Genomic DNA, 17,567 nt, shown 5'->3' on the forward strand with positions numbered 1-17,567 from the left:
CAAAGTCTGCTCCCGCCGCCACGAAGGACGGATGTCCGAGTGTCAGGGTTTCAACCATTAAGGAAATACGATGAACAACCTCGCCATCTTCGACCTCGACAACACCCTCATCAACACCGATTCCGACCACGCCTGGCCGCAATACCTCATCAAAAAAGGGTTGGTTGACGCTGCCGAAACCGAAACGCAAAACGAAAAATTCTACCGCGACTACCAAAACGGCTGCCTCGACATCGACGCATTCCTCAAATTCCACCTTGCCCCGCTTGCCCGTTACAGCAAAGAAGAGCTGGCGGAGTTTCACCGCGAATTTATGGCGGAATACATCATCCCCCACATCTCGCCTATGCAGCGTATGCTGGTGCAGAGCCACCAAATGGCAGGCGACGAAACCCTCGTCATCTCATCGACCAACGAGTTTATCATCACGCCCGTCTGCCGCCTTTTCGGCATCACCAACATCATCGGCACGCAACTCGAAACCGGTGCCGACGGCCGCTACACCGGCAACTACATCGGCACGCCCAGCCTCAAAGAAGGCAAAATTACCCGACTGAACCAATGGCTTGCCGAACGCGGCGAAACGCTCCAAAGCTACGGCAAAACCTATTTTTACAGCGACTCCAAAAACGACCTGCCGCTGCTGCGCCTCGTCAGCGAACCCGTCGCCGTCAACCCCGATGCCGAGCTGGAAAAAGAAGCCAAAGAAAAAGGCTGGCCGGTTTTGAATTTCAAATGACGCAATGCCGTCTGAAGCCCGATTCGGCGTTCAGACGGCATTGAGGCTGAAATCCCCAAAACTCAAGGCCACAGGAATTTATCCGGAAAAACAAAAAACACAGGAATTTATCGGGAAAAACAACAATCTTTCCACCGTCATTCCCACGAAAGTGGGAATCTTGATCCGTCCGCACGGAAACTTATATTTCGTCATTCCACCAATCCCACACCACCCTTACCGGTTCAAATCCGCACAAAAACCCACATCCCGTCATTCCCACGAAAGTGGGAATCTAGGACGTATAGTGGATTAACAAAAATCAGGACAAGGCGACGAAGCCGCAGACAGTACAGATAGTACGGAACTGATTCACTTGGTGCTTCAGCACATTAGAGAATCGTTCTCTTTGAGCTGAGGCGAGGCAACGCCGTACCGGTTTTTGTTAATCCACTATAAAATCTAAAGAAACCTTTTTTCCCGATAAGTTTCCGTGCCGACAGGTCTGGATTCCCGCCTGCGCGGGAATGACGAAATTTCAAAGTTACGGCGTTATCGAAAAACAGAAAATCAAAGCCGCGAGAATTTATCCGAAACAACCGGATTTCAAAAAAACATATTCCCGGCGGGAATGACGGATTTTAGGTTTCTGTTTTCTCGGGAAGAACAACTTAGAAATTGCCCGAAACCCCAAAAACAGAAACCGGACAAACCGGGTTTTCCGCCAAAGCCGGCATTTTCCGACTTTGCTTCAGGCATCTTCCCCTCCGCCCAAAATCATCGACCCGATACCGGCATCGGTAAAGATTTCCAGCAAAAGCGCGTTGGGCAACCTGCCGTCGATGATGTGCGTGGCTTTCACACCGTTGACGGCGGCTTCGACCGCAGAAGCGATTTTCGGCAGCATACCGCCATACAGCGTGCCGTCGGCAATCAGCTCATCAATCCGTTTCGGCGTGAGTTTGGTCAGCAGATTGCCCGTTTTGTCCATCACACCGGCGATATTCGTCATCATCAAGAGTTTTTCGGCGTTCAATTCTTCCGCCAATTTGCCTGCCACCAAATCGGCGTTGATGTTGAACGCTTCGCCTTTTTCACCTACGCCGACGGGGGCGACGACGGGAATGCAGCCGCGTTCTATCAGCCCTTTAACCAAACCGGTATCGATGCTTTCCACCGTACCGACCTGTCCGATGTCCACGCCATTCTGTTCGGGCGTATCGACCAAAAGTTTCTTCGCCTTAATGAAATGGTCGTCGCGCCCGCTCACGCCGACCGCGTGCCCGCCATATGTGTTAATCATCGACACGATTTCCTTGTTGACGTGCCCGCCCAACACCATTTCGACAATATCCATCGTCTCTTTGTCGGTTACGCGCATCCCTTGGACAAACTCGCCCTTTTTGCCGACTTTTTCAAGCATCGCATTGATTTGCGGCCCGCCGCCGTGAACGATGACGGGATGAATGCCCACCAGCTTCAAAAGCACGACATCGCGGGCAAACCCTTCTTTCAAGGCAGGTTCGGTCATGGCGTTGCCGCCGTACTTGATAACGGCGACCGAACCGGAAAACCGGCGGATGTAAGGCAGTGCTTCGGCAAGGATGCGTGCCTTGTCGGAGGCGGAAATAATGTTTTCAAACGCCATAACGGCTCCATATTGTTGACAATTTCGGCTTATGTTAACGCCAAACGCCGTCTGAAACAATCTTCAGACGGCATCCGGCACACCTTCGGGCAGGTTGAAGCCTTGCGATACGGGCGGTAAAATCACGGCTAATCCGGTTTGAGCAACCGGCGACAGCAAGGACTTTCCCATGATTAAAATCAGCACCCGCTTCGATGCCGGCTCGGTCGTTGTCAAAGATCTGACCGATCCTTCCAACATCCGCCTCGCCCTGCGTCCCGACAACGCCTCCGATTTCGCACAATGGTTCTACTTCCGGCTGCAAGGCGCGGCCTATCAAAACTGCATCATGCATTTTGAAAACGCGGCAGAAGCCGCCTACCCGAAAGGTTGGGAAGGCTATCAGGCATGTGCATCATACGACCGCCGCAACTGGTTCCGCGTACCGACTTCCTACGAAAACGGCGTACTGACCGTCAATCATACCCCGCTGTCCAACAGCGTGTATTACGCCTATTTCGAACCTTACTCCGAAGAACAGCATCTGAACCTCTTGGGCGACGCGCAAGGCAGCGGTCTGTGCCGTATCGACGACTTGGGCAGCACCGTGCAAGGGCGCGACATCAATCTGCTGACCATCGGCAACCAAGTCGAAAGCGATTTGAAAATCTGGATTACCGCCCGCCAGCATCCGGGTGAAACGATGGCGGAATGGTTTATCGAGGGGCTGCTCGGCAGGCTGCTCGACCCGCAAGACCCGACAGCACGCACCCTGCTCGACCGCGCCACGTTCTACATCGTGCCAAACATGAACCCCGACGGTTCGGCACTGGGCAACCTTCGCACCAACGCCGCCGGTGCGAACCTCAACCGCGAATGGGAAAATCCAACTGTGGAAAAAAGCCCCGAAGTGTTCTTCGTGCGCGAAAAAATGCTGGAAACCGGCGTGGATTTGTTTTTGGACATCCACGGCGATGAAGGTTTGCCCTTTGTCTTTGTTGCAGGAACTGAAGGTGTGCCGAACTACAATCCGCGCATTTCCGCGTTGGAAGCGCAGTTCAAAACCGCTCTTTTGAACGCCAGCCCCGATTTCCAAGACGAATACGGTTACGAAAAAGACGCGCCGGGCAAAGCGAATATGACCTTGGCGACCAACTGGGTCGGCAACCGTTTCAACTGCCTTGCCTACACGCTGGAAATGCCGTTCAAAGACAATGCCAACCTGCCCGACGACGATTTCGGCTGGAACGGCCAGCGTTCGCTGCGTTTGGGCGAAGCCGCGTTGTCCGCCATCCTCAACGTCATCGGCGATTTGCGCTGAAACCCTTATTGCAGAAATGCCGTCTGAAGCATCATGCCTTTCAGACGGCATTTGAAATTGAAATCAAGGAACATCATGATTACCCATCCCCAATTCGACCCCGTCCTCATCAGTATCGGCCCGCTTGCCGTCCGCTGGTATGCCCTAAGCTACATCCTCGGATTTATTCTTTTTACCTTTCTCGGCAGAAGGCGCATCGCGCAAGGCTTGTCCGTTTTTACCAAAGAATCGCTTGACGACTTCCTGACATGGGGCATTTTGGGCGTGATTTTGGGCGGACGCTTGGGCTATGTCCTGTTTTACAAGTTTTCCGACTACCTCGCCCATCCGCTTGATATTTTCAAGGTATGGGAAGGCGGGATGTCTTTTCACGGCGGATTTTTAGGCGTGGTTGCCGCAATGTGGTTGTTCAGCCGCAAACAAAACATCAGTTTCCTCAAACTGATGGACACGGTCGCCCCGCTCGTTCCCTTGGGACTTGCTTCGGGACGTATCGGCAACTTCATCAACGGCGAACTTTGGGGACGCGTTACCGACATTAACGCATTCTGGGCAATGGGTTTCCCGCAGGCGCATTACGAAGACCTCGAAGCCGCCGCGCACAATCCGCTTTGGGCAGAATGGCTGCAACAATACGGTATGCTGCCGCGCCATCCCTCGCAGCTTTATCAGTTTGCACTTGAAGGCATCTGCCTGTTTATCGCCGTGTGGCTGTTCTCGAAAAAACAGCGTCCGACCGGACAAGTGGCCTCGCTCTTCCTGGGTGGCTATGGCGTATTCCGCTTTATTGCCGAATTTGCGCGCCAACCCGACGACTATCTCGGGCTGCTGACCTTTGGTCTGTCGATTGGGCAATGGCTGAGCGTCCCGATGATTGTTTTGGGTGCGGCAGGCTTCGTCTTCTTCGGCAGCAGGAAGCATTAAACCTTTCCGACAAAAATGCCGTCTGAAACACAAACTGCTTTTCAGACGGCATTTTATTCCGCTCGAACCATCAATTTTTACCGCAACACGCCTTGTATTTTCTGCCGCTGCCGCACGGACAGGGATCATTCCTGCCTGTTTTTTCTCCCTCCCTGCGGACGGTTTGCGGTTTATTGATGACCGCCTGCCAGTAGCGGTAGATATCCGCCAATGCATAAGGCAACTCGGATTCCAGCTCCGCTAGCTCGCCTTCTGTGAATTGCAGACGGATAGAGCCGTTGTCCTCTTCATCGTAAATACCGCCCAATGCCATGATGGGATAAAACAACTCTTCAAACTCTTCATCATCGACGGCTTCAAACCAATCGGTCGGCACAATATCCAAACCGTAAAGATAAGCATTGCACCATGTGTAAAAATCGCTGCTGCCGTCTTCGTTTTCATACAGCCACAAATCGGGCAGTTTTTTATCCGATATGGAGCCGACCGTATCCATCGCCATTGTCAAAACCAAACGTTCTACTTCAGAACGTTCGCTGGCTGTAAATTGCGACTCGTCGCCCAACACTTCGGGCAGCCAATCGAGCGGTGTCAATTTGTCCGGCCCGCTCAATAGGGCCATCATAAAACCTTGAACTTCGTCACAGCGCATGGTATTGCCCTGTTCGCTTTTGGCATCCAACAATTCGCTCAACCGCTGTTTGGACGCTTCGGTAAATTTTTGGGAATCCATCATTTAACCTTTTAAAATGGGTTTAATGCCTAATTATAATCGCAATATGCCGTCTGAAGCGTTTTCTACTTCAGACGGCATAACTTTCGCCCAACCGTTAAATCGTACCGCTGCCTTGCGCCTTCGGTTTGGCAGCACTAAATTCCAGTTTGCTCAAGGCGGAGAGGTAGGCTTTGGCAGTGGCGACCAAAACGTCGGTATCCGCACCTTGTCCGTTGACGACGCGGTTGCCGCGCGCCAAACGGACGCTGGTTTCGCCTTGGCTTTCCGTACCTTGCGTTACGGCATTGACGGAATAAATCTGCAAAGCCGCGCCGCTTTGCGCCACGCTCTCAATCGCTTTGAAAATCGCATCGACGGGACCGGAACCGCTGGCCGAAGCGCGTTTTTCTTCACCTTTGATGCTGAACACGATGTCGGCGCGCGGTTCTTCGCCGGTTTCGGTGCTGATTTTTTGGGAGATGAATTTGTAGCTTTCGGCGTTCATGCTGCCCATTTCGTCGGACACCAACGCGTGCAGGTCTTCGTCGAAGATTTCGCGTTTTTTGTCGGCGAGTTCTTTGAAGCGGGCAAACGCGGCATTCAGCGCCTCTTCGCTTTCCAATTCGATGCCCAAATCCGCCAGTTTGCTGCGGAACGCGCTGCGGCCGGAGAGTTTGCCCAAAGTCAGGCGGTTGGTTGACCAGCCGACCGATTCGGCAGTCATGATTTCATAGGTTTCAGGGTGTTTCAACACACCGTCTTGGTGGATGCCTGATTCGTGTGCAAAGGCGTTTGCTCCGACCACCGCCTTGTTGGGCTGAATCGGATAACCGGTAATGGTGGAGACCAATTTGGATACCGGCACGATTTGCGTAGTATCAATGCCGGTTTCCAAGCCGAACAAATCATGACGCACTTTCAACGCCATCACGATTTCTTCAAGGCTGGCATTGCCCGCGCGTTCGCCCAAACCGTTGATGGTGCATTCCACCTGGCGCACGCCTGCCTGAACAGCGGCCAGTGAGTTGGCAACCGCCATACCCAAGTCGTTGTGGCAGTGGGTCGACCAGACTACTTTGTCGCCGTTGGGTACGCTTTTGATGATGTTGCTGATACGTTCGTACCACACGGAAGGGATGGAGTAGCCGACAGTATCGGGAATATTGATGGTGGTCGCACCCGCTTCGATAACCGCCGTAAAGATTTTGGCGAGGAAGTCCAAATCCGACCGCACGGCGTCTTCGGCGGAAAATTCCACATCGTCGGTGTATTCTTTGGCGATTTTCACCGCTTTGACCGCTGCATCGATGACCTGCTGCGGCTTCATTTTCAGTTTGTGCTCCATGTGAATGGGGCTGGTGGCGATGAAGGTGTGGATGCGTTTTTTCGGCGCGGGGGAAACGGCTTCGCCCGCTTTGCGCACATCGTTTTCAACAGCACGCGCCAACGAGCAGACCGTGGATTTGGTGATGATTTTGGCAATCGCATTGACCGACTCGAAATCGCCGGGGCTGGCGGCGGCAAAACCCGCCTCAATCACATCCACGCCCATTTTCTCCAACTGGCGGGCAATGCGGATTTTCTCCTCTTTGGTCATGGATGCACCAGGCGACTGTTCGCCGTCGCGCATGGTGGTATCGAAAATGATAACGCGGTTGGTCTGTGTCATTTCTGTTCTCTCCAGAGATTCGTTTTTTTGTAAAAAAGCATTCAAATCCAGCGGCCTGCCTTGCGATTCGGCAAGTGCAGTCAATTTTTGCAGCTGCGCCAAAGGCAGCGAGCCGCGCGTGCGCCATTTGTAGATGGCGGCAGTTGTCGCGGCATTTTCGGGATCGTGCCGTTTCAACGCTTCGGCAAGCGCGTTCACGCCGCCGAAATAGGCGACCAGACGGTCTATATCTAATTGCATGGTAGTCCTTGTCTAAAATCAATCTGCCCGCAGCAGAAATATGGACAGGATTATACGCATTTTGGACAAAACGGCAATATCAATTTGAAAAAATCTCAATAACCCATCATAGATTTTATTAATTTTATACATTTTGTCCATTTTATTGCAGATGCGGCGTGATTGTTGACAATTACGGCAGAACAGGGCAAATTCGACAGCAACAAACCAAACGCTACAAACGCAAAGAACAGAAACAATGAAATACAAGAGAATCGTATTTAAAGTCGGCACATCTTCGATTACCCATTCGGACGGCAGCCTCTCGCGCGGCAAAATCCAAACCATCACCCGCCAGCTTGCCGCATTGCATCATGCGGGACACGAGCTGGTCTTGGTGTCTTCCGGCGCGGTTGCGGCAGGGTTCGGTGCGCTGGGTTTCAAAAAACGCCCGGTCAAAATCGCCGACAAACAGGCTTCCGCCGCCGTCGGGCAGGGGCTGCTGATGGAAGAATATACGGCAAACCTGTCTTCAGACGGCATCGTGTCCGCGCAAATCCTGCTCAACCGCACCGACTTTGCCGACAAACGCCGCTACCAAAATGCCGGCGGCGCACTTTCCGTGCTGCTGCAACGCCGCGCGATTCCCATCATCAATGAAAACGATACAGTTTCGGTTGAGGAGTTGAAAATCGGCGACAACGACACATTGAGTGCGCAAGTGGCGGCGATGATACAGGCAGACCTTTTGGTGCTGCTGACCGACATAGACGGGCTTTACACCGGCAACCCGAACAGCAATCCCGATGCCGTACGGCTGGACAGAATCGAACACATCAACCATGAAATCATCGAAATGGCAGGCGGCGCGGGCTCGTCAAACGGCACGGGCGGAATGCTGACCAAAATCAAAGCGGCGACGATTGCGACCGAGTCCGGCGTACCGGTGTATATCTGTTCCTCGCTCAAACCCGATGCACTTGCCGAAGCGGCAGATAATCAGGCGGAAGGCTCGTTTTTCGTCCCCCGTACCAAAGGTTTGCGGACGCAGAAGCAATGGCTGGCGTTCTATTCCGAAAGCCGGGGCGGCGTTTATGTGGACGAAGGTGCGGAACACGCTTTGTCCGAACAGGGAAAAAGCCTGCTGATGTCGGGCATTGCCGGAATCGAAGGGCATTTCTCCCGTATGGACACCGTAACCGTGTACAGCAGCGCAAGCAAACAGCCTTTGGGCAAAGGGCGCGTCCTGTTCGGCTCTGCCGCCGCCGAAGACCTGCTCAAATCGCGTAAGGCGAAAGGCGTATTCATCCATCGGGACGACTGGATTTCCATCACGCCCGAAATACGCCTGTTGCTGACCGAATTCTAGAAAAGGAAACCTATGTCAAACACACAAAAACAGCTTGCCCTTGCCAAAGCGGCAAAAAAATCCGCCAACACGGCGGATACGGCAGAAAAAAACCGCGCGCTGCTTGCTATGGCGGACAGTCTGGAAGCGGCGGCGGCAAATATTTTGGCGGCAAACCGTTTGGATTTGGAAGCGGCGGCAGGCAAAATTCCCGAAAGCATGACCGACCGCCTTTTGTTGGACGGCAAACGCATTTGCGCGATGGCGGACGGCATCAGGGCGGTTGCCGCGCTGCCCGACCCCGTTGGCGAAATACTGGAAACCTCGACTTTGCCCAACGGCTTGGAAATCGTCAAAAAGTGCGTGGCGATGGGCGTTATCGGCATTATTTACGAAAGCCGCCCGAACGTTACTTCCGATGCGGCGGCTTTGGCACTGAAAAGCGGCAGCGCGGTCGTACTCCGCAGCGGCAAAGATGCATTCCAATCCGCACGCGCCATCGTTGCCGCACTCAAAGCCGGTTTGGCGCAAACCCGCATCGACCCCGACGCGCTCCAGTTGATTGAAGACACAGGGCGTGAGGGCAGTTACGAAATGATGAGGGCGAAAGATTATCTAGATCTGCTGATTCCGCGCGGCGGGGCGGGGCTGATACGGGCGGTGGTTGAAAATGCCGTCGTGCCGGTCATTGAAACGGGGACGGGCATCGTCCACATTTATATCGACAAGGACGCGGATTGGGACAAGGCGCTCCGTATCGTGTACAACGCCAAAACTGGCCGCCCGTCCGTGTGCAACTCGATGGAAGTGCTGCTGGTGCATGAAGACATTGCTGCCGACTTCCTGCCCAAGCTCGAACGGCTGTTGGTTCGCGACCGTATAGAAGCCGGACTGCCGCCCGTCCGCTTCCGTTTAGATCCGCAGGCGGCGCGGCATATCGGCGGCGAAGCGGCGGGTGCAGACGATTTCGATACCGAGTTTTTAGACTACATCCTCGCCGTGAAAACCGTCGCTTCGGTTGAAGAGGCGGTCGGGCACATCGAAGCCCACGGCACGCACCATTCAGACGGCATCGTTACCGAAAACCGCCACACTGCGGATTATTTCACGACCCATATCGATTCTGCCGCCGTGTATGTCAACGCGTCCACGCGCTTTACCGACGGCGGCGAATTCGGCTTGGGTTGCGAAATAGGCATCTCCACGCAGAAACTCCACGCCCGGGGCCCGATGGGTTTGAAAGAGCTGACGAGTTACAAATACATCGTACAAGGCACGGGACAGGTTAGGGAATAATCCGAATTCAAACGTCTGTATAGTGGATTAACAAAAACCAGTACGGCGTTGCCTCGCCTTAGCTCAAAGAGAACGATTCTCTAAGGTGCTGAAGCACCAAGTGAATCGGTTCCGTACTATTTGTACTGTCTGCGGCTTCGTCGCCTTGTCCTGATTTTTGTTAATCCACTATAAAAATGCCGTCTGAAACAGTCTTCAGACGGCATTTCCATTTGCAAAAAATCAAGCATTGTCCAAGGGGACGAGAATCGTACGGTTGCCGTTGTGTTCCGGTGCGGACACAATGCCTTCCGCCTCCATCTGGTCAATCAGACGCGCGGCGCGGTTGTAGCCGATACGCAAGGCGCGCTGTACGCCCGAAATGCTGGCTTTGCGCGTTTTCAGGACAACGGATACGGCCTCGTCGTACATCGGATCGGCTTCGCCGTCGCCGCTGCGCCCGATGCCGGGCAGCTCTTCGCTGCCGCCGCCGCTCAAAATATCGTCAACATAGTCCGGCTCGCCAAACTGCTTCAAATATTCAACCACGCGGTGCACCTCTTCATCCGAGGCAAACGCGCCGTGAACGCGTTGCGGATAGGCCGTACCCGGCGGCAGGAACAGCATATCGCCCTGACCGAGCAGGTTTTCCGCGCCCATTTGGTCGAGAATCGTGCGGCTGTCGATTTTGCTGGACACTTGGAACGCGATACGCGTCGGGATGTTCGCCTTAATCAACCCTGTAATCACATCGACGCTGGGGCGTTGTGTGGCAAGAATCAGATGGATGCCTGCCGCGCGGGCTTTCTGGGCGAGGCGGGCAATCAGTTCTTCGATTTTCTTGCCTGCCGTCATCATCAAATCGGCAAACTCATCGACCACGACCACGATAAACGGCAGTTTTTCCAAAGGTTCGGGATCGTCGGGCGTGAGGCTGAACGGGTTGGCAATTTTCTCCCCCCTTGCTGCGGCTTCGGCGATTTTTTGGTTGAAGCCCGCAAGATTACGCACGCCCATAAAGCTCATCAGGCGGTAGCGTTTTTCCATTTCGTTAACACACCAGTTCAGCGCGTTTGCCGCCAGCTTCATATCGGTAACGACAGGGGCAAGCAGGTGAGGGATGCCTTCGTAAATGCTCAATTCCAGCATTTTCGGATCGATCATAATCATACGCACGTCTTCCGGCGCGGCTTTGAAAAGCATAGACAGAATCATCGCGTTGACACCTACCGATTTACCCGATCCGGTGGTACCTGCAACCAACAAATGCGGTGCTTTGCCTAAGTCGGTAACGACGGGCTGGCCGGTAATGTCCTGACCGAGGGCAAGCGTCAGCTTGGATTTGGATTCTGCAAATGCGGGCGAATTGAAAATTTCGCTCAGACGTATCATTTGCCGCTTAGGATTGGGCAGCTCCAAGCCCATGCAGGTTTTGCCGGGTATGGTTTCGACAACGCGAATAGACGCAACACCGAGCGAACGCGCCAAATCTTTTTCCAGATTCAGAACGGAATTACCGCGTACGCCGACATCCGGCTCGATTTCATAACGTGTAATGACAGGGCCGGAATATGAATCGACAACTTTAACCTTAACCCTGAACTCAGCCAGTTTTTCTTCAATGGTAATGCTGTTTTCAAGCAGCTCCTCTTCCGTCTGGGTTGCTCCAGGATCAAACAGCGGCGGTAAAAGCAGGTCGGTCGTCGGCAGGTGTTCGGATGCCGCACCGGTTTCTTCCGATTGGAACGCCTCTTCATCCGCTTCCGTATCCGATGCCCGGCGGGACGGGCGTTCAGACGGCACATCTTCAAACGGACAAACCGCCCGACTGTCATGCCCGAACGCTCCGTCATCGGACAAATATTGCCCGCTTGACCGCTCTGCCACACCCTCACTGCCGTCATCTGCAATAGCGGCGGTTTCCTCCTGCCAACCTCCATTCAAAACATCATCGGCAAGATGGTCGGTTTCGGCAATGCGGCTGCGTTGCACCTGCTCGAATCCTGCCGGCGGTTCATAGGTACGGTTGTAGATTTCCGAAACGGGCGGCGGCGGTGGAATATCGATTGCGGGCGTAAAAACTTTCGGCACTTCGGGCGGCTCGACCACCCAAGCATCGGGCGCGGCAGGCTCTTCAATATGGATATCGGCAGTTTCATCATAAACCGACCCCCCGTATCCCACAGACGAAACAGTTTCCGTGAAAACATTTTCGGTTTCAGACGGCATTTCGACATCCCGTTTCCCGACAACCGTCTGACTTTCCGGAATCAGGCGCGAAATCCGCGCCTCCGCAGAAACCGTTGCTTTGTTCGGTTCTTTCAAATTGACGGAAACGCGGCGGCGGGCATCGCGGACGGCTGTGCCGTCTGAAACGGACTGTCCTTGGGAAACATCCGTGGATTTTGCCTCCGCCTGCCCTTTCCCCTGCCCTGCATGACGGCGGAACGGCGCATTCCGTGCATTTTCGGCTTTGACCGCAGAAAAGGCAGACGGATGCTGCTTCTCAAAATACGGCTCAAATCCGTAATCCGCAGACTCGGAAAACGCTTCTTTGTCCGCATCGAACATACGGGAATACGTGCGTTGAAGCACAGGGTCGTCCAAACCGATAATCTGCAGCCCTTCCATCGGGGTATCGGACACGCGGACTTTGGGGACGGCTGTTTCGTTTTTCTCAAATGCATCGATATAGCGTTTTTTCGTTTCCCTTAAAGCCGCGCTGTTTAAAGCACGCCTTGCTTCTTCCAAAGTGATTTCTTTAAAAACCGGACGGACGGGCGAAGTTTCGCTTTCAGACGGCATCAACCCTTCAGCAATACTCCGGTCGAATGGGATGCGGCGGTTGTCGATTACGGCGGTTGCAATGTCTTCCGTATCGGCAGCCTCTTCCTCCGCAGTTTCTGTTTCTGCTTCTGCTTCTGCTTCTGCTGCTTCCGTTTCCGCCTCTTCCTTCCCGTTTCCGCTGTCTGAATACCCGTCGGATGCGGTCGGAACATCCTCACGGTTTGCAGAAACAGGCGGAACGGGCCTGTCCGGTTCGGATTCGTGTGCCAGATAATTCCGGCAAAAACGGACAATATTAACGGAAAGCCAGCATACCGCCGCTTTGACCGCATGAAAAATCATCAGGCCAAGCTCGAGAAAATTAGGCATCCTGTCTTGGATTTCAGGTAATTCCGCCTGTTGCTCCCCTTTATTTTCCTGCCATTCAGAAACTTCACGCACCCATTCCCGTTCGGATTGTGCTCGGATGAAAAACAAACCCGCAATAGCAAGCAACAAAATAATGATCAGAACTATCCAAAACATATGCAGTTTCCCGCAAAGCAAACGATTAAATAGGTATATTTTAACGTGTTTCCATTACAAACAAAACAACCTGACCGACAATTCGGTCAAAATCATTACAGCTTTCTGTTTGCCGCAGGCAGCACTATAATAGATAATCTCTTATTCATCTTTACGGTATTGGCATGATTTTCCAAACAGTCTGGTTTTCAGATATGCTGCTGGGGGCTTCATGGATTGCACTCATCCTCCTATTGGCAGCTTCCGGACCGTCCGCATACCGTTCGCTTGTCCGCTACCGTTCCGCCGTACCGCTCTGTATCGTTATTTTTTCTGCGGCATGGAGTTTGAACACCGCTGCCGGAGGCGGACAACTTGCCCAAATGAGCTATCACCTGCTCGCCGTCAACCTGGTCGCTCTGATGGTGGATACCTCTGCCGCCCTTTGGCTTGCCTCGATTCTAATGCTTCCATACTGCCTGCTGTTTGCCGGCTCTTCCGGTGCGTATCCTGCAAACGTATTGGTTCTGATTTTGCCCGCACTTGCCGTCAACCGCCTGTCGCGTGTGCTGGTCGACCGCCTGCCGCCCAATATTTTCATCTTTATTTTCGTCAACGGCTTTCTCGCTTCCGCCGCCGGCATTCTGCTGACCGGGCTGGTGCTGACCGGTATTTTGGATGCCGCAAACGCTTTTCCGTCCGAAATATTATGGACGACCGCCCTGCCCGTCTTTATTCTGCTGGCGTGGGCGGAAGCCTTCCTCAGCGGCATTTCAACTGCCATATTTGTTGCACTGAAGCCCCATTGGATCAACACTTTCGACGACAACCGCTATCTGAAGTCCGACCGCGGCATATGGCGGTAACCTTCAGACGGCATAAGCAGGCAAAACCATGCTTTCCAACATCCTCCCCATCTCCGTCGGTGCGGCACTCGGTGCGACTGCGCGTTGGCTACTCAACCTCGCCGTCCCCGCGTCGTTATCGCCTGCCACAGGCAACCTGTTTGCCAACTGGACGGGCGCACTGCTCATCGGCATCTTTGCCGAAACCGTCAACCACCCGCAATGGAAGCTGCTGCTGATTACCGGTTTTCTCGGCAGCCTGACCACGCTTTCCGGATTTTCACTGGAAACCGTAACCCTGCTCCAATCGAACCGTCCCGCTTCGGCACTTGCCAATATTTTCCTGCACACGGCAGGTTCGCTGCTGCTGACTTGGCTCGGGCTGAAGATAGGGACGGCAGTCAAATAACCGCAAAAAATTGCTTCCTTTGGTTTTGACATAATCTATAAATTGGCTTCGCTTGTTTAAATACTGCCTGTGCGAATTACCGTTCTCAAATTCAAATTGGGCTTTTAGGTCTGTATAGTGGATTAACAAAAATCAGGACAAGGCGACGAAGCCGCAGACAGTACAGATAGTACGGCAAGGCGAGGCAACGCTGTACTGGTTTAAATTTAATCCACTATACCGTTCTCAAATTCAAATTGAGCTGTTAGGCCTATAACAAAGAAAAAGCCTTGGAAGGATAAACCTACCAAGGCTTTTTATTAAAAAAACTCTCTATTACTGCGTCTAAAAATGCAAAAAAAGTAACCATCATAACCCTTTTGCCAAAATTAATATTATCTATTAATTCATCATGCCATGGATTAATAGATGGTATATAAGAAAGAACCAATAAACTAATAAAACAGTAAAAAAATTAGTAACAAAGATATTCATTATTAACCATTCTTAAAAATTATCACGTTCTTTTGGGTAATTATCATCCCCTTTTCTCTCTTATTACTAAAACACGAATGACTTTAAAGGACGCGCCCAGAGACAAGCCGAAAAGACATATCCCATCCGCCAAACAAAATACCCGCCGATCTACTCCGGCGGGCAGTTCAACACCCTGTCAATCCTTCATCAGCCAGTATTGCAAACCGATTAATGTTTTACCGTCTTTAATTTCATCGTTGGCAAGGGCTTGGCGGACTTCTTCCTTCGACATCAATACGGTTTCCGTAATCTCGTCTTCGTCATTGGCAAGCGTACTGCCCAAGCGCACGCCTTCCGCCTCGAACAGATACATTTTTTCGTTGCAAAAACCGACCGCCGTATAAAAACTGTAAAGCAGGCGCACGCTGTCGGCAACATAAGGCGTTTCCTCCGCCAGTTCTCGCAGCGCACACGCTGCCATATCCTCACCCGCCACATCCAGCTTGCCCGCAGGAAGTTCCAATGTCGCCTGATTTGCCGCATAACGCCACTGCCGCACCAAAACGATCTTTTCATCATCCGTAACCGCCAAGACACATGCTGCACCGGGATGACGGATGACGATACGCTGCCCTTCATTGCCGTTGGGCAACCTGACCTTATCCCTGCTGATGCTGACGAAACCGCCCTCGTAAATGGTTTCGCCGCCTAATTTTACTTCCCTCAAATCCACTTCATATCTCCTTTCCGTTTCCTATTCTGCCGTTCAATCTTCACGCTTGCCGCGCTCGATTTCCACGCCAACCTCGCGCACGCCTTCCAAAATACCCGGCTTGACGATTTTCACGCGTACCCACACCGCGCCGAAATATCCCAAAACCAAATCGGCAATATATTCCGCCAATGCTTCCAAAAGCAGGAAATCCTGTTCTTTCAGATGTCGGCGCAACGTTTCGCATACCTCGGCATAATGCACCGTATTGGCAATATCGTCGTCCGAACCCGCTTTCTCGGGAATGCCGATGTCCAAATCGACAATCAGGGTCTGCAACCGTTCGCGCTCCCAGCCGTACACGCCGATAAGCGTATCCGCCTTGATGCCGTGCAAAAAGATTTTATCCATAATCCGCCCCGTTTTTTGCTAAAATAACCGCACCATTCTAAGTAAAGTACCGCAAATGTTCAACATACCGGCTGTTGCCGTTTCCTATCTGATCGGCTCACTTTCTTTTGCCGTCATCGTGTCCAAGTATTACGGCATGGACGACCCGCGCACCTACGGATCGGGCAATCCCGGCGCGACCAATGTTTTACGCAGCGGCAAAAAAAAGGCAGCCGCGCTGACGCTCTTGGGCGATGCTGCCAAAGGTTTGGTTGCCGTTTTGCTTGCACGCGTGTTTCAAGAACCGCTCAGTTTATCCGACAGCGCAATCGCTGCCGTCGCACTCGCCGCGCTGGTCGGGCATATGTGGCCGGTGTTTTTCGGATTTAAGGGCGGCAAAGGCGTGGCAACGGCATTGGGCGTGCTTTTGGCACTCTCTCCCGCAACTGCCTTGGTCTGCGCGTTGATTTGGCTTGTTATGGCATTCGGCTTCAAGGTGTCCTCCCTTGCTGCATTAACCGCCACAATCGCCGCCCCCCTTGCCGCACTGTTTTTTATGCCCCACACTTCTTGGATTTGGGCGACGCTCCTTATCGCCCTGCTGGTGTTGTTCCGCCACAAAAGCAATATCGGCAACCTGCTTAAAGGCAAAGAAGGCAAAATCGGCGAAAAACGCTGATTCAGCATTTGTTTTCCATTACGTCATGCCGTCTGAAACCATATTTCCGCGTTCAGACGGCATTTCCGCACAAACGGCTTTCATACCATGCTCAGTTACAGACACGCATTCCACGCCGGCAACCACGCCGATATACTCAAACACTTCACCTTGTTTTTAGTGCTGCAATATTTCAACCGCAAAGACAAGCCCTACTGGTACATCGACACGCACGGCGGCGCGGGTTTGTACAATCTCGAAGGCAGCGAGGCACAAAAAGTCGGCGAATACCGGCAAGGCATCGCCCTGCTCCGACAGGCGCAAGACCTGCCTGCCGAACTCTCTGACTTTGCCGCGCACATACAAAAAATCCTGCCCTCGCCCGAACTTTACTGCGGTTCTCCGTGGCTGGCGCAATCGCTGACCCGCGTCGGCGACAAATTGCGCCTGTTTGAACTGCACCCCGCCGACTTTGCCCATCTGAAAAACAATATGGACGAAGCGGGATTGGGCAAACGCGGACAAGTATTGCGCGAAGACGGTTACAAAGGGCTGATTTCCCTGCTGCCGCCCCCGCCGCGCCGCGCCGTTGTCCTCATCGACCCGCCTTACGAGGAAAAACAGGACTACCGGCGTGTAACGGAAACGCTGAAAGCCGCTTTAAAACGGTTTGAGTCCGGCTGTTATCTCATCTGGTATCCCAGCCTCAGCCGTGAAGAAAGCCGCAAACTGCCGGAAGAACTGAAAAAACTCGTTCCCGACAACTACCTTCACGCCGAACTGCACGTCCACGCGCCAAAAGCCGACGGTTTCGGTATGCACGGCAGCGGAATGTTCGTCATCAATCCGCCCTATCTGTTGGCGGAACAATTGGCGGCAAACCTCCCCGCCCTGACGCGGCTGCTCGCACAAGACGAAGGCGCGCGCTACCTGTTGGACAGCAAAATCCGCTGACCCCGATGCCGTCTGAAACCCTTCATACGGCATCTC

16 protein-coding genes are annotated in these 17,567 nt (G+C 53.1%); 10 read left to right on the forward strand and 6 right to left on the reverse strand.

The genetic code is table 11. From position 1 onward, the window contains the following. The first annotated feature begins 70 nt into the window (after window positions 1–70). Together DBY86_RS05820 and DBY86_RS05825 are read left to right on the forward strand one after the other, a co-directional pair. A complete protein-coding gene (locus DBY86_RS05820) occupies window positions 71–739 on the forward strand; it encodes a histidinol-phosphatase (protein ID WP_107819260.1) in 669 nt (222 codons plus the stop codon). Between the two features lie 4 nt (window positions 740–743). Continuing rightward, window positions 744–1,034: a ubiquitin-activating enzyme gene (locus DBY86_RS05825; RefSeq protein WP_107819261.1), complete on the forward strand. Its 291-nt coding sequence runs from the start codon at window positions 744–746 to the stop codon at window positions 1,032–1,034. 435 nt (window positions 1,035–1,469) lie between these two features. On the opposite strand, the gene argB is transcribed toward DBY86_RS05825, so the two are convergent. After that, on the reverse strand, window positions 1,470–2,366 hold the full coding sequence (gene argB / locus DBY86_RS05830) for an acetylglutamate kinase (protein WP_107819262.1): 897 nt from the start codon (window positions 2,364–2,366) through the stop codon (window positions 1,470–1,472). Window positions 2,367–2,535: 169 nt separating this feature from the next. Here argB and DBY86_RS05835 point away from each other — a divergent pair, with 169 nt between their 5' ends. After that, complete coding sequence (locus DBY86_RS05835; protein ID WP_107819263.1) at window positions 2,536–3,666, forward strand: M14 family metallopeptidase; 1,131 nt, start codon at window positions 2,536–2,538, stop codon at window positions 3,664–3,666. Window positions 3,667–3,741: 75 nt separating this feature from the next. Beyond that, complete coding sequence (lgt, locus tag DBY86_RS05840; protein ID WP_107819264.1) at window positions 3,742–4,590, forward strand: prolipoprotein diacylglyceryl transferase; 849 nt, start codon at window positions 3,742–3,744, stop codon at window positions 4,588–4,590. A gap of 70 nt (window positions 4,591–4,660) precedes the next feature. On the opposite strand, the gene DBY86_RS05845 is transcribed toward lgt, so the two are convergent. Both DBY86_RS05845 and DBY86_RS05850 read right to left on the reverse strand, forming a co-directional pair. After that, on the reverse strand, window positions 4,661–5,323 hold the full coding sequence (locus tag DBY86_RS05845; RefSeq protein ID WP_107819345.1) for a YecA family protein: 663 nt from the start codon (window positions 5,321–5,323) through the stop codon (window positions 4,661–4,663). 97 nt (window positions 5,324–5,420) lie between these two features. After that, window positions 5,421–7,214, reverse strand: a complete 1,794-nt coding sequence (locus DBY86_RS05850) for a 2-isopropylmalate synthase (protein ID WP_159068554.1) — start codon at window positions 7,212–7,214, stop codon at window positions 5,421–5,423. Window positions 7,215–7,452: 238 nt separating this feature from the next. On the opposite strand from DBY86_RS05850, the gene proB reads away from it, so the two are divergent. Beyond that, window positions 7,453–8,562, forward strand: coding sequence for a glutamate 5-kinase (proB, locus tag DBY86_RS05860; RefSeq protein WP_107819265.1), 1,110 nt, complete (start codon window positions 7,453–7,455; stop codon window positions 8,560–8,562). 12 nt (window positions 8,563–8,574) lie between these two features. After that, entirely contained in the window at window positions 8,575–9,837 is a 1,263-nt protein-coding gene (locus DBY86_RS05865) for a glutamate-5-semialdehyde dehydrogenase (RefSeq protein ID WP_107819266.1), read from the forward strand. A 222-nt stretch (window positions 9,838–10,059) separates the two neighbouring features. Here the strand turns inward: DBY86_RS05865 and DBY86_RS05870 are convergent, their stop codons facing one another. Next, window positions 10,060–13,128 (reverse strand): DNA translocase FtsK, encoded by a 3,069-nt coding sequence (locus DBY86_RS05870; RefSeq protein WP_107819267.1) that lies wholly within the window; start codon window positions 13,126–13,128, stop codon window positions 10,060–10,062. 164 nt (window positions 13,129–13,292) lie between these two features. On the opposite strand from DBY86_RS05870, the gene DBY86_RS05875 reads away from it, so the two are divergent. Together DBY86_RS05875 and DBY86_RS05880 are read left to right on the forward strand one after the other, a co-directional pair. Beyond that, the gene (locus DBY86_RS05875) at window positions 13,293–13,973 is read left to right on the forward strand and encodes an energy-coupling factor ABC transporter permease (RefSeq protein WP_107819268.1); all 681 of its coding nucleotides are present in this window, start codon (window positions 13,293–13,295) and stop codon (window positions 13,971–13,973) included. A gap of 28 nt (window positions 13,974–14,001) precedes the next feature. After that, on the forward strand, window positions 14,002–14,361 hold the full coding sequence (locus DBY86_RS05880; protein ID WP_107819269.1) for a fluoride efflux transporter CrcB: 360 nt from the start codon (window positions 14,002–14,004) through the stop codon (window positions 14,359–14,361). 652 nt (window positions 14,362–15,013) lie between these two features. Here the strand turns inward: DBY86_RS05880 and DBY86_RS05890 are convergent. Both DBY86_RS05890 and DBY86_RS05895 read right to left on the reverse strand, forming a co-directional pair. Beyond that, entirely contained in the window at window positions 15,014–15,550 is a 537-nt protein-coding gene (locus DBY86_RS05890; protein ID WP_107819270.1) for an NUDIX hydrolase, read from the reverse strand. Window positions 15,551–15,583: 33 nt separating this feature from the next. Continuing rightward, the gene (locus DBY86_RS05895; protein ID WP_002251344.1) at window positions 15,584–15,940 is read right to left on the reverse strand and encodes a dihydroneopterin aldolase; all 357 of its coding nucleotides are present in this window, start codon (window positions 15,938–15,940) and stop codon (window positions 15,584–15,586) included. A 55-nt stretch (window positions 15,941–15,995) separates the two neighbouring features. Between DBY86_RS05895 and plsY the strand changes: the two genes are divergently transcribed. Both plsY and DBY86_RS05905 read left to right on the forward strand, forming a co-directional pair. Further along, window positions 15,996–16,598 (forward strand): glycerol-3-phosphate 1-O-acyltransferase PlsY, encoded by a 603-nt coding sequence (gene plsY, locus DBY86_RS05900; protein ID WP_107819271.1) that lies wholly within the window; start codon window positions 15,996–15,998, stop codon window positions 16,596–16,598. Between the two features lie 87 nt (window positions 16,599–16,685). Then, window positions 16,686–17,531 carry a 23S rRNA (adenine(2030)-N(6))-methyltransferase RlmJ gene (locus tag DBY86_RS05905; RefSeq protein ID WP_107819272.1) on the forward strand — a complete coding sequence of 282 codons (846 nt, stop codon included), beginning with the start codon at window positions 16,686–16,688 and terminating at the stop codon, window positions 17,529–17,531. Window positions 17,532–17,567 lie beyond the last annotated feature (36 nt).

This window comes from Neisseria bergeri, assembly GCA_003044455.1.
Lineage (GTDB): Bacteria > Pseudomonadota > Gammaproteobacteria > Burkholderiales > Neisseriaceae > Neisseria > Neisseria bergeri.

Bases quoted from the DNA above. Each gene is read 5' to 3' on its own strand.
- DBY86_RS05820 (WP_107819260.1), top strand. From the start codon at position 71: ATGAACAACCTCGCCATCTTCGACCTCGACAACACCCTCATCAACACC.
- DBY86_RS05825 (WP_107819261.1), top strand. From the start codon at position 744: ATGCCGTCTGAAGCCCGATTCGGCGTTCAGACGGCATTGAGGCTGAAA.
- argB (WP_107819262.1), bottom strand. From the start codon at position 2,366: ATGGCGTTTGAAAACATTATTTCCGCCTCCGACAAGGCACGCATCCTT.
- DBY86_RS05835 (WP_107819263.1), top strand. From the start codon at position 2,536: ATGATTAAAATCAGCACCCGCTTCGATGCCGGCTCGGTCGTTGTCAAA.
- lgt (WP_107819264.1), top strand. From the start codon at position 3,742: ATGATTACCCATCCCCAATTCGACCCCGTCCTCATCAGTATCGGCCCG.
- DBY86_RS05845 (WP_107819345.1), bottom strand. From the start codon at position 5,323: ATGGATTCCCAAAAATTTACCGAAGCGTCCAAACAGCGGTTGAGCGAA.
- DBY86_RS05850 (WP_159068554.1), bottom strand. From the start codon at position 7,214: ATGCAATTAGATATAGACCGTCTGGTCGCCTATTTCGGCGGCGTGAAC.
- proB (WP_107819265.1), top strand. From the start codon at position 7,453: ATGAAATACAAGAGAATCGTATTTAAAGTCGGCACATCTTCGATTACC.
- DBY86_RS05865 (WP_107819266.1), top strand. From the start codon at position 8,575: ATGTCAAACACACAAAAACAGCTTGCCCTTGCCAAAGCGGCAAAAAAA.
- DBY86_RS05870 (WP_107819267.1), bottom strand. From the start codon at position 13,128: ATGTTTTGGATAGTTCTGATCATTATTTTGTTGCTTGCTATTGCGGGT.
- DBY86_RS05875 (WP_107819268.1), top strand. From the start codon at position 13,293: ATGATTTTCCAAACAGTCTGGTTTTCAGATATGCTGCTGGGGGCTTCA.
- DBY86_RS05880 (WP_107819269.1), top strand. From the start codon at position 14,002: ATGCTTTCCAACATCCTCCCCATCTCCGTCGGTGCGGCACTCGGTGCG.
- DBY86_RS05895 (WP_002251344.1), bottom strand. From the start codon at position 15,940: ATGGATAAAATCTTTTTGCACGGCATCAAGGCGGATACGCTTATCGGC.
- plsY (WP_107819271.1), top strand. From the start codon at position 15,996: ATGTTCAACATACCGGCTGTTGCCGTTTCCTATCTGATCGGCTCACTT.
- DBY86_RS05905 (WP_107819272.1), top strand. From the start codon at position 16,686: ATGCTCAGTTACAGACACGCATTCCACGCCGGCAACCACGCCGATATA.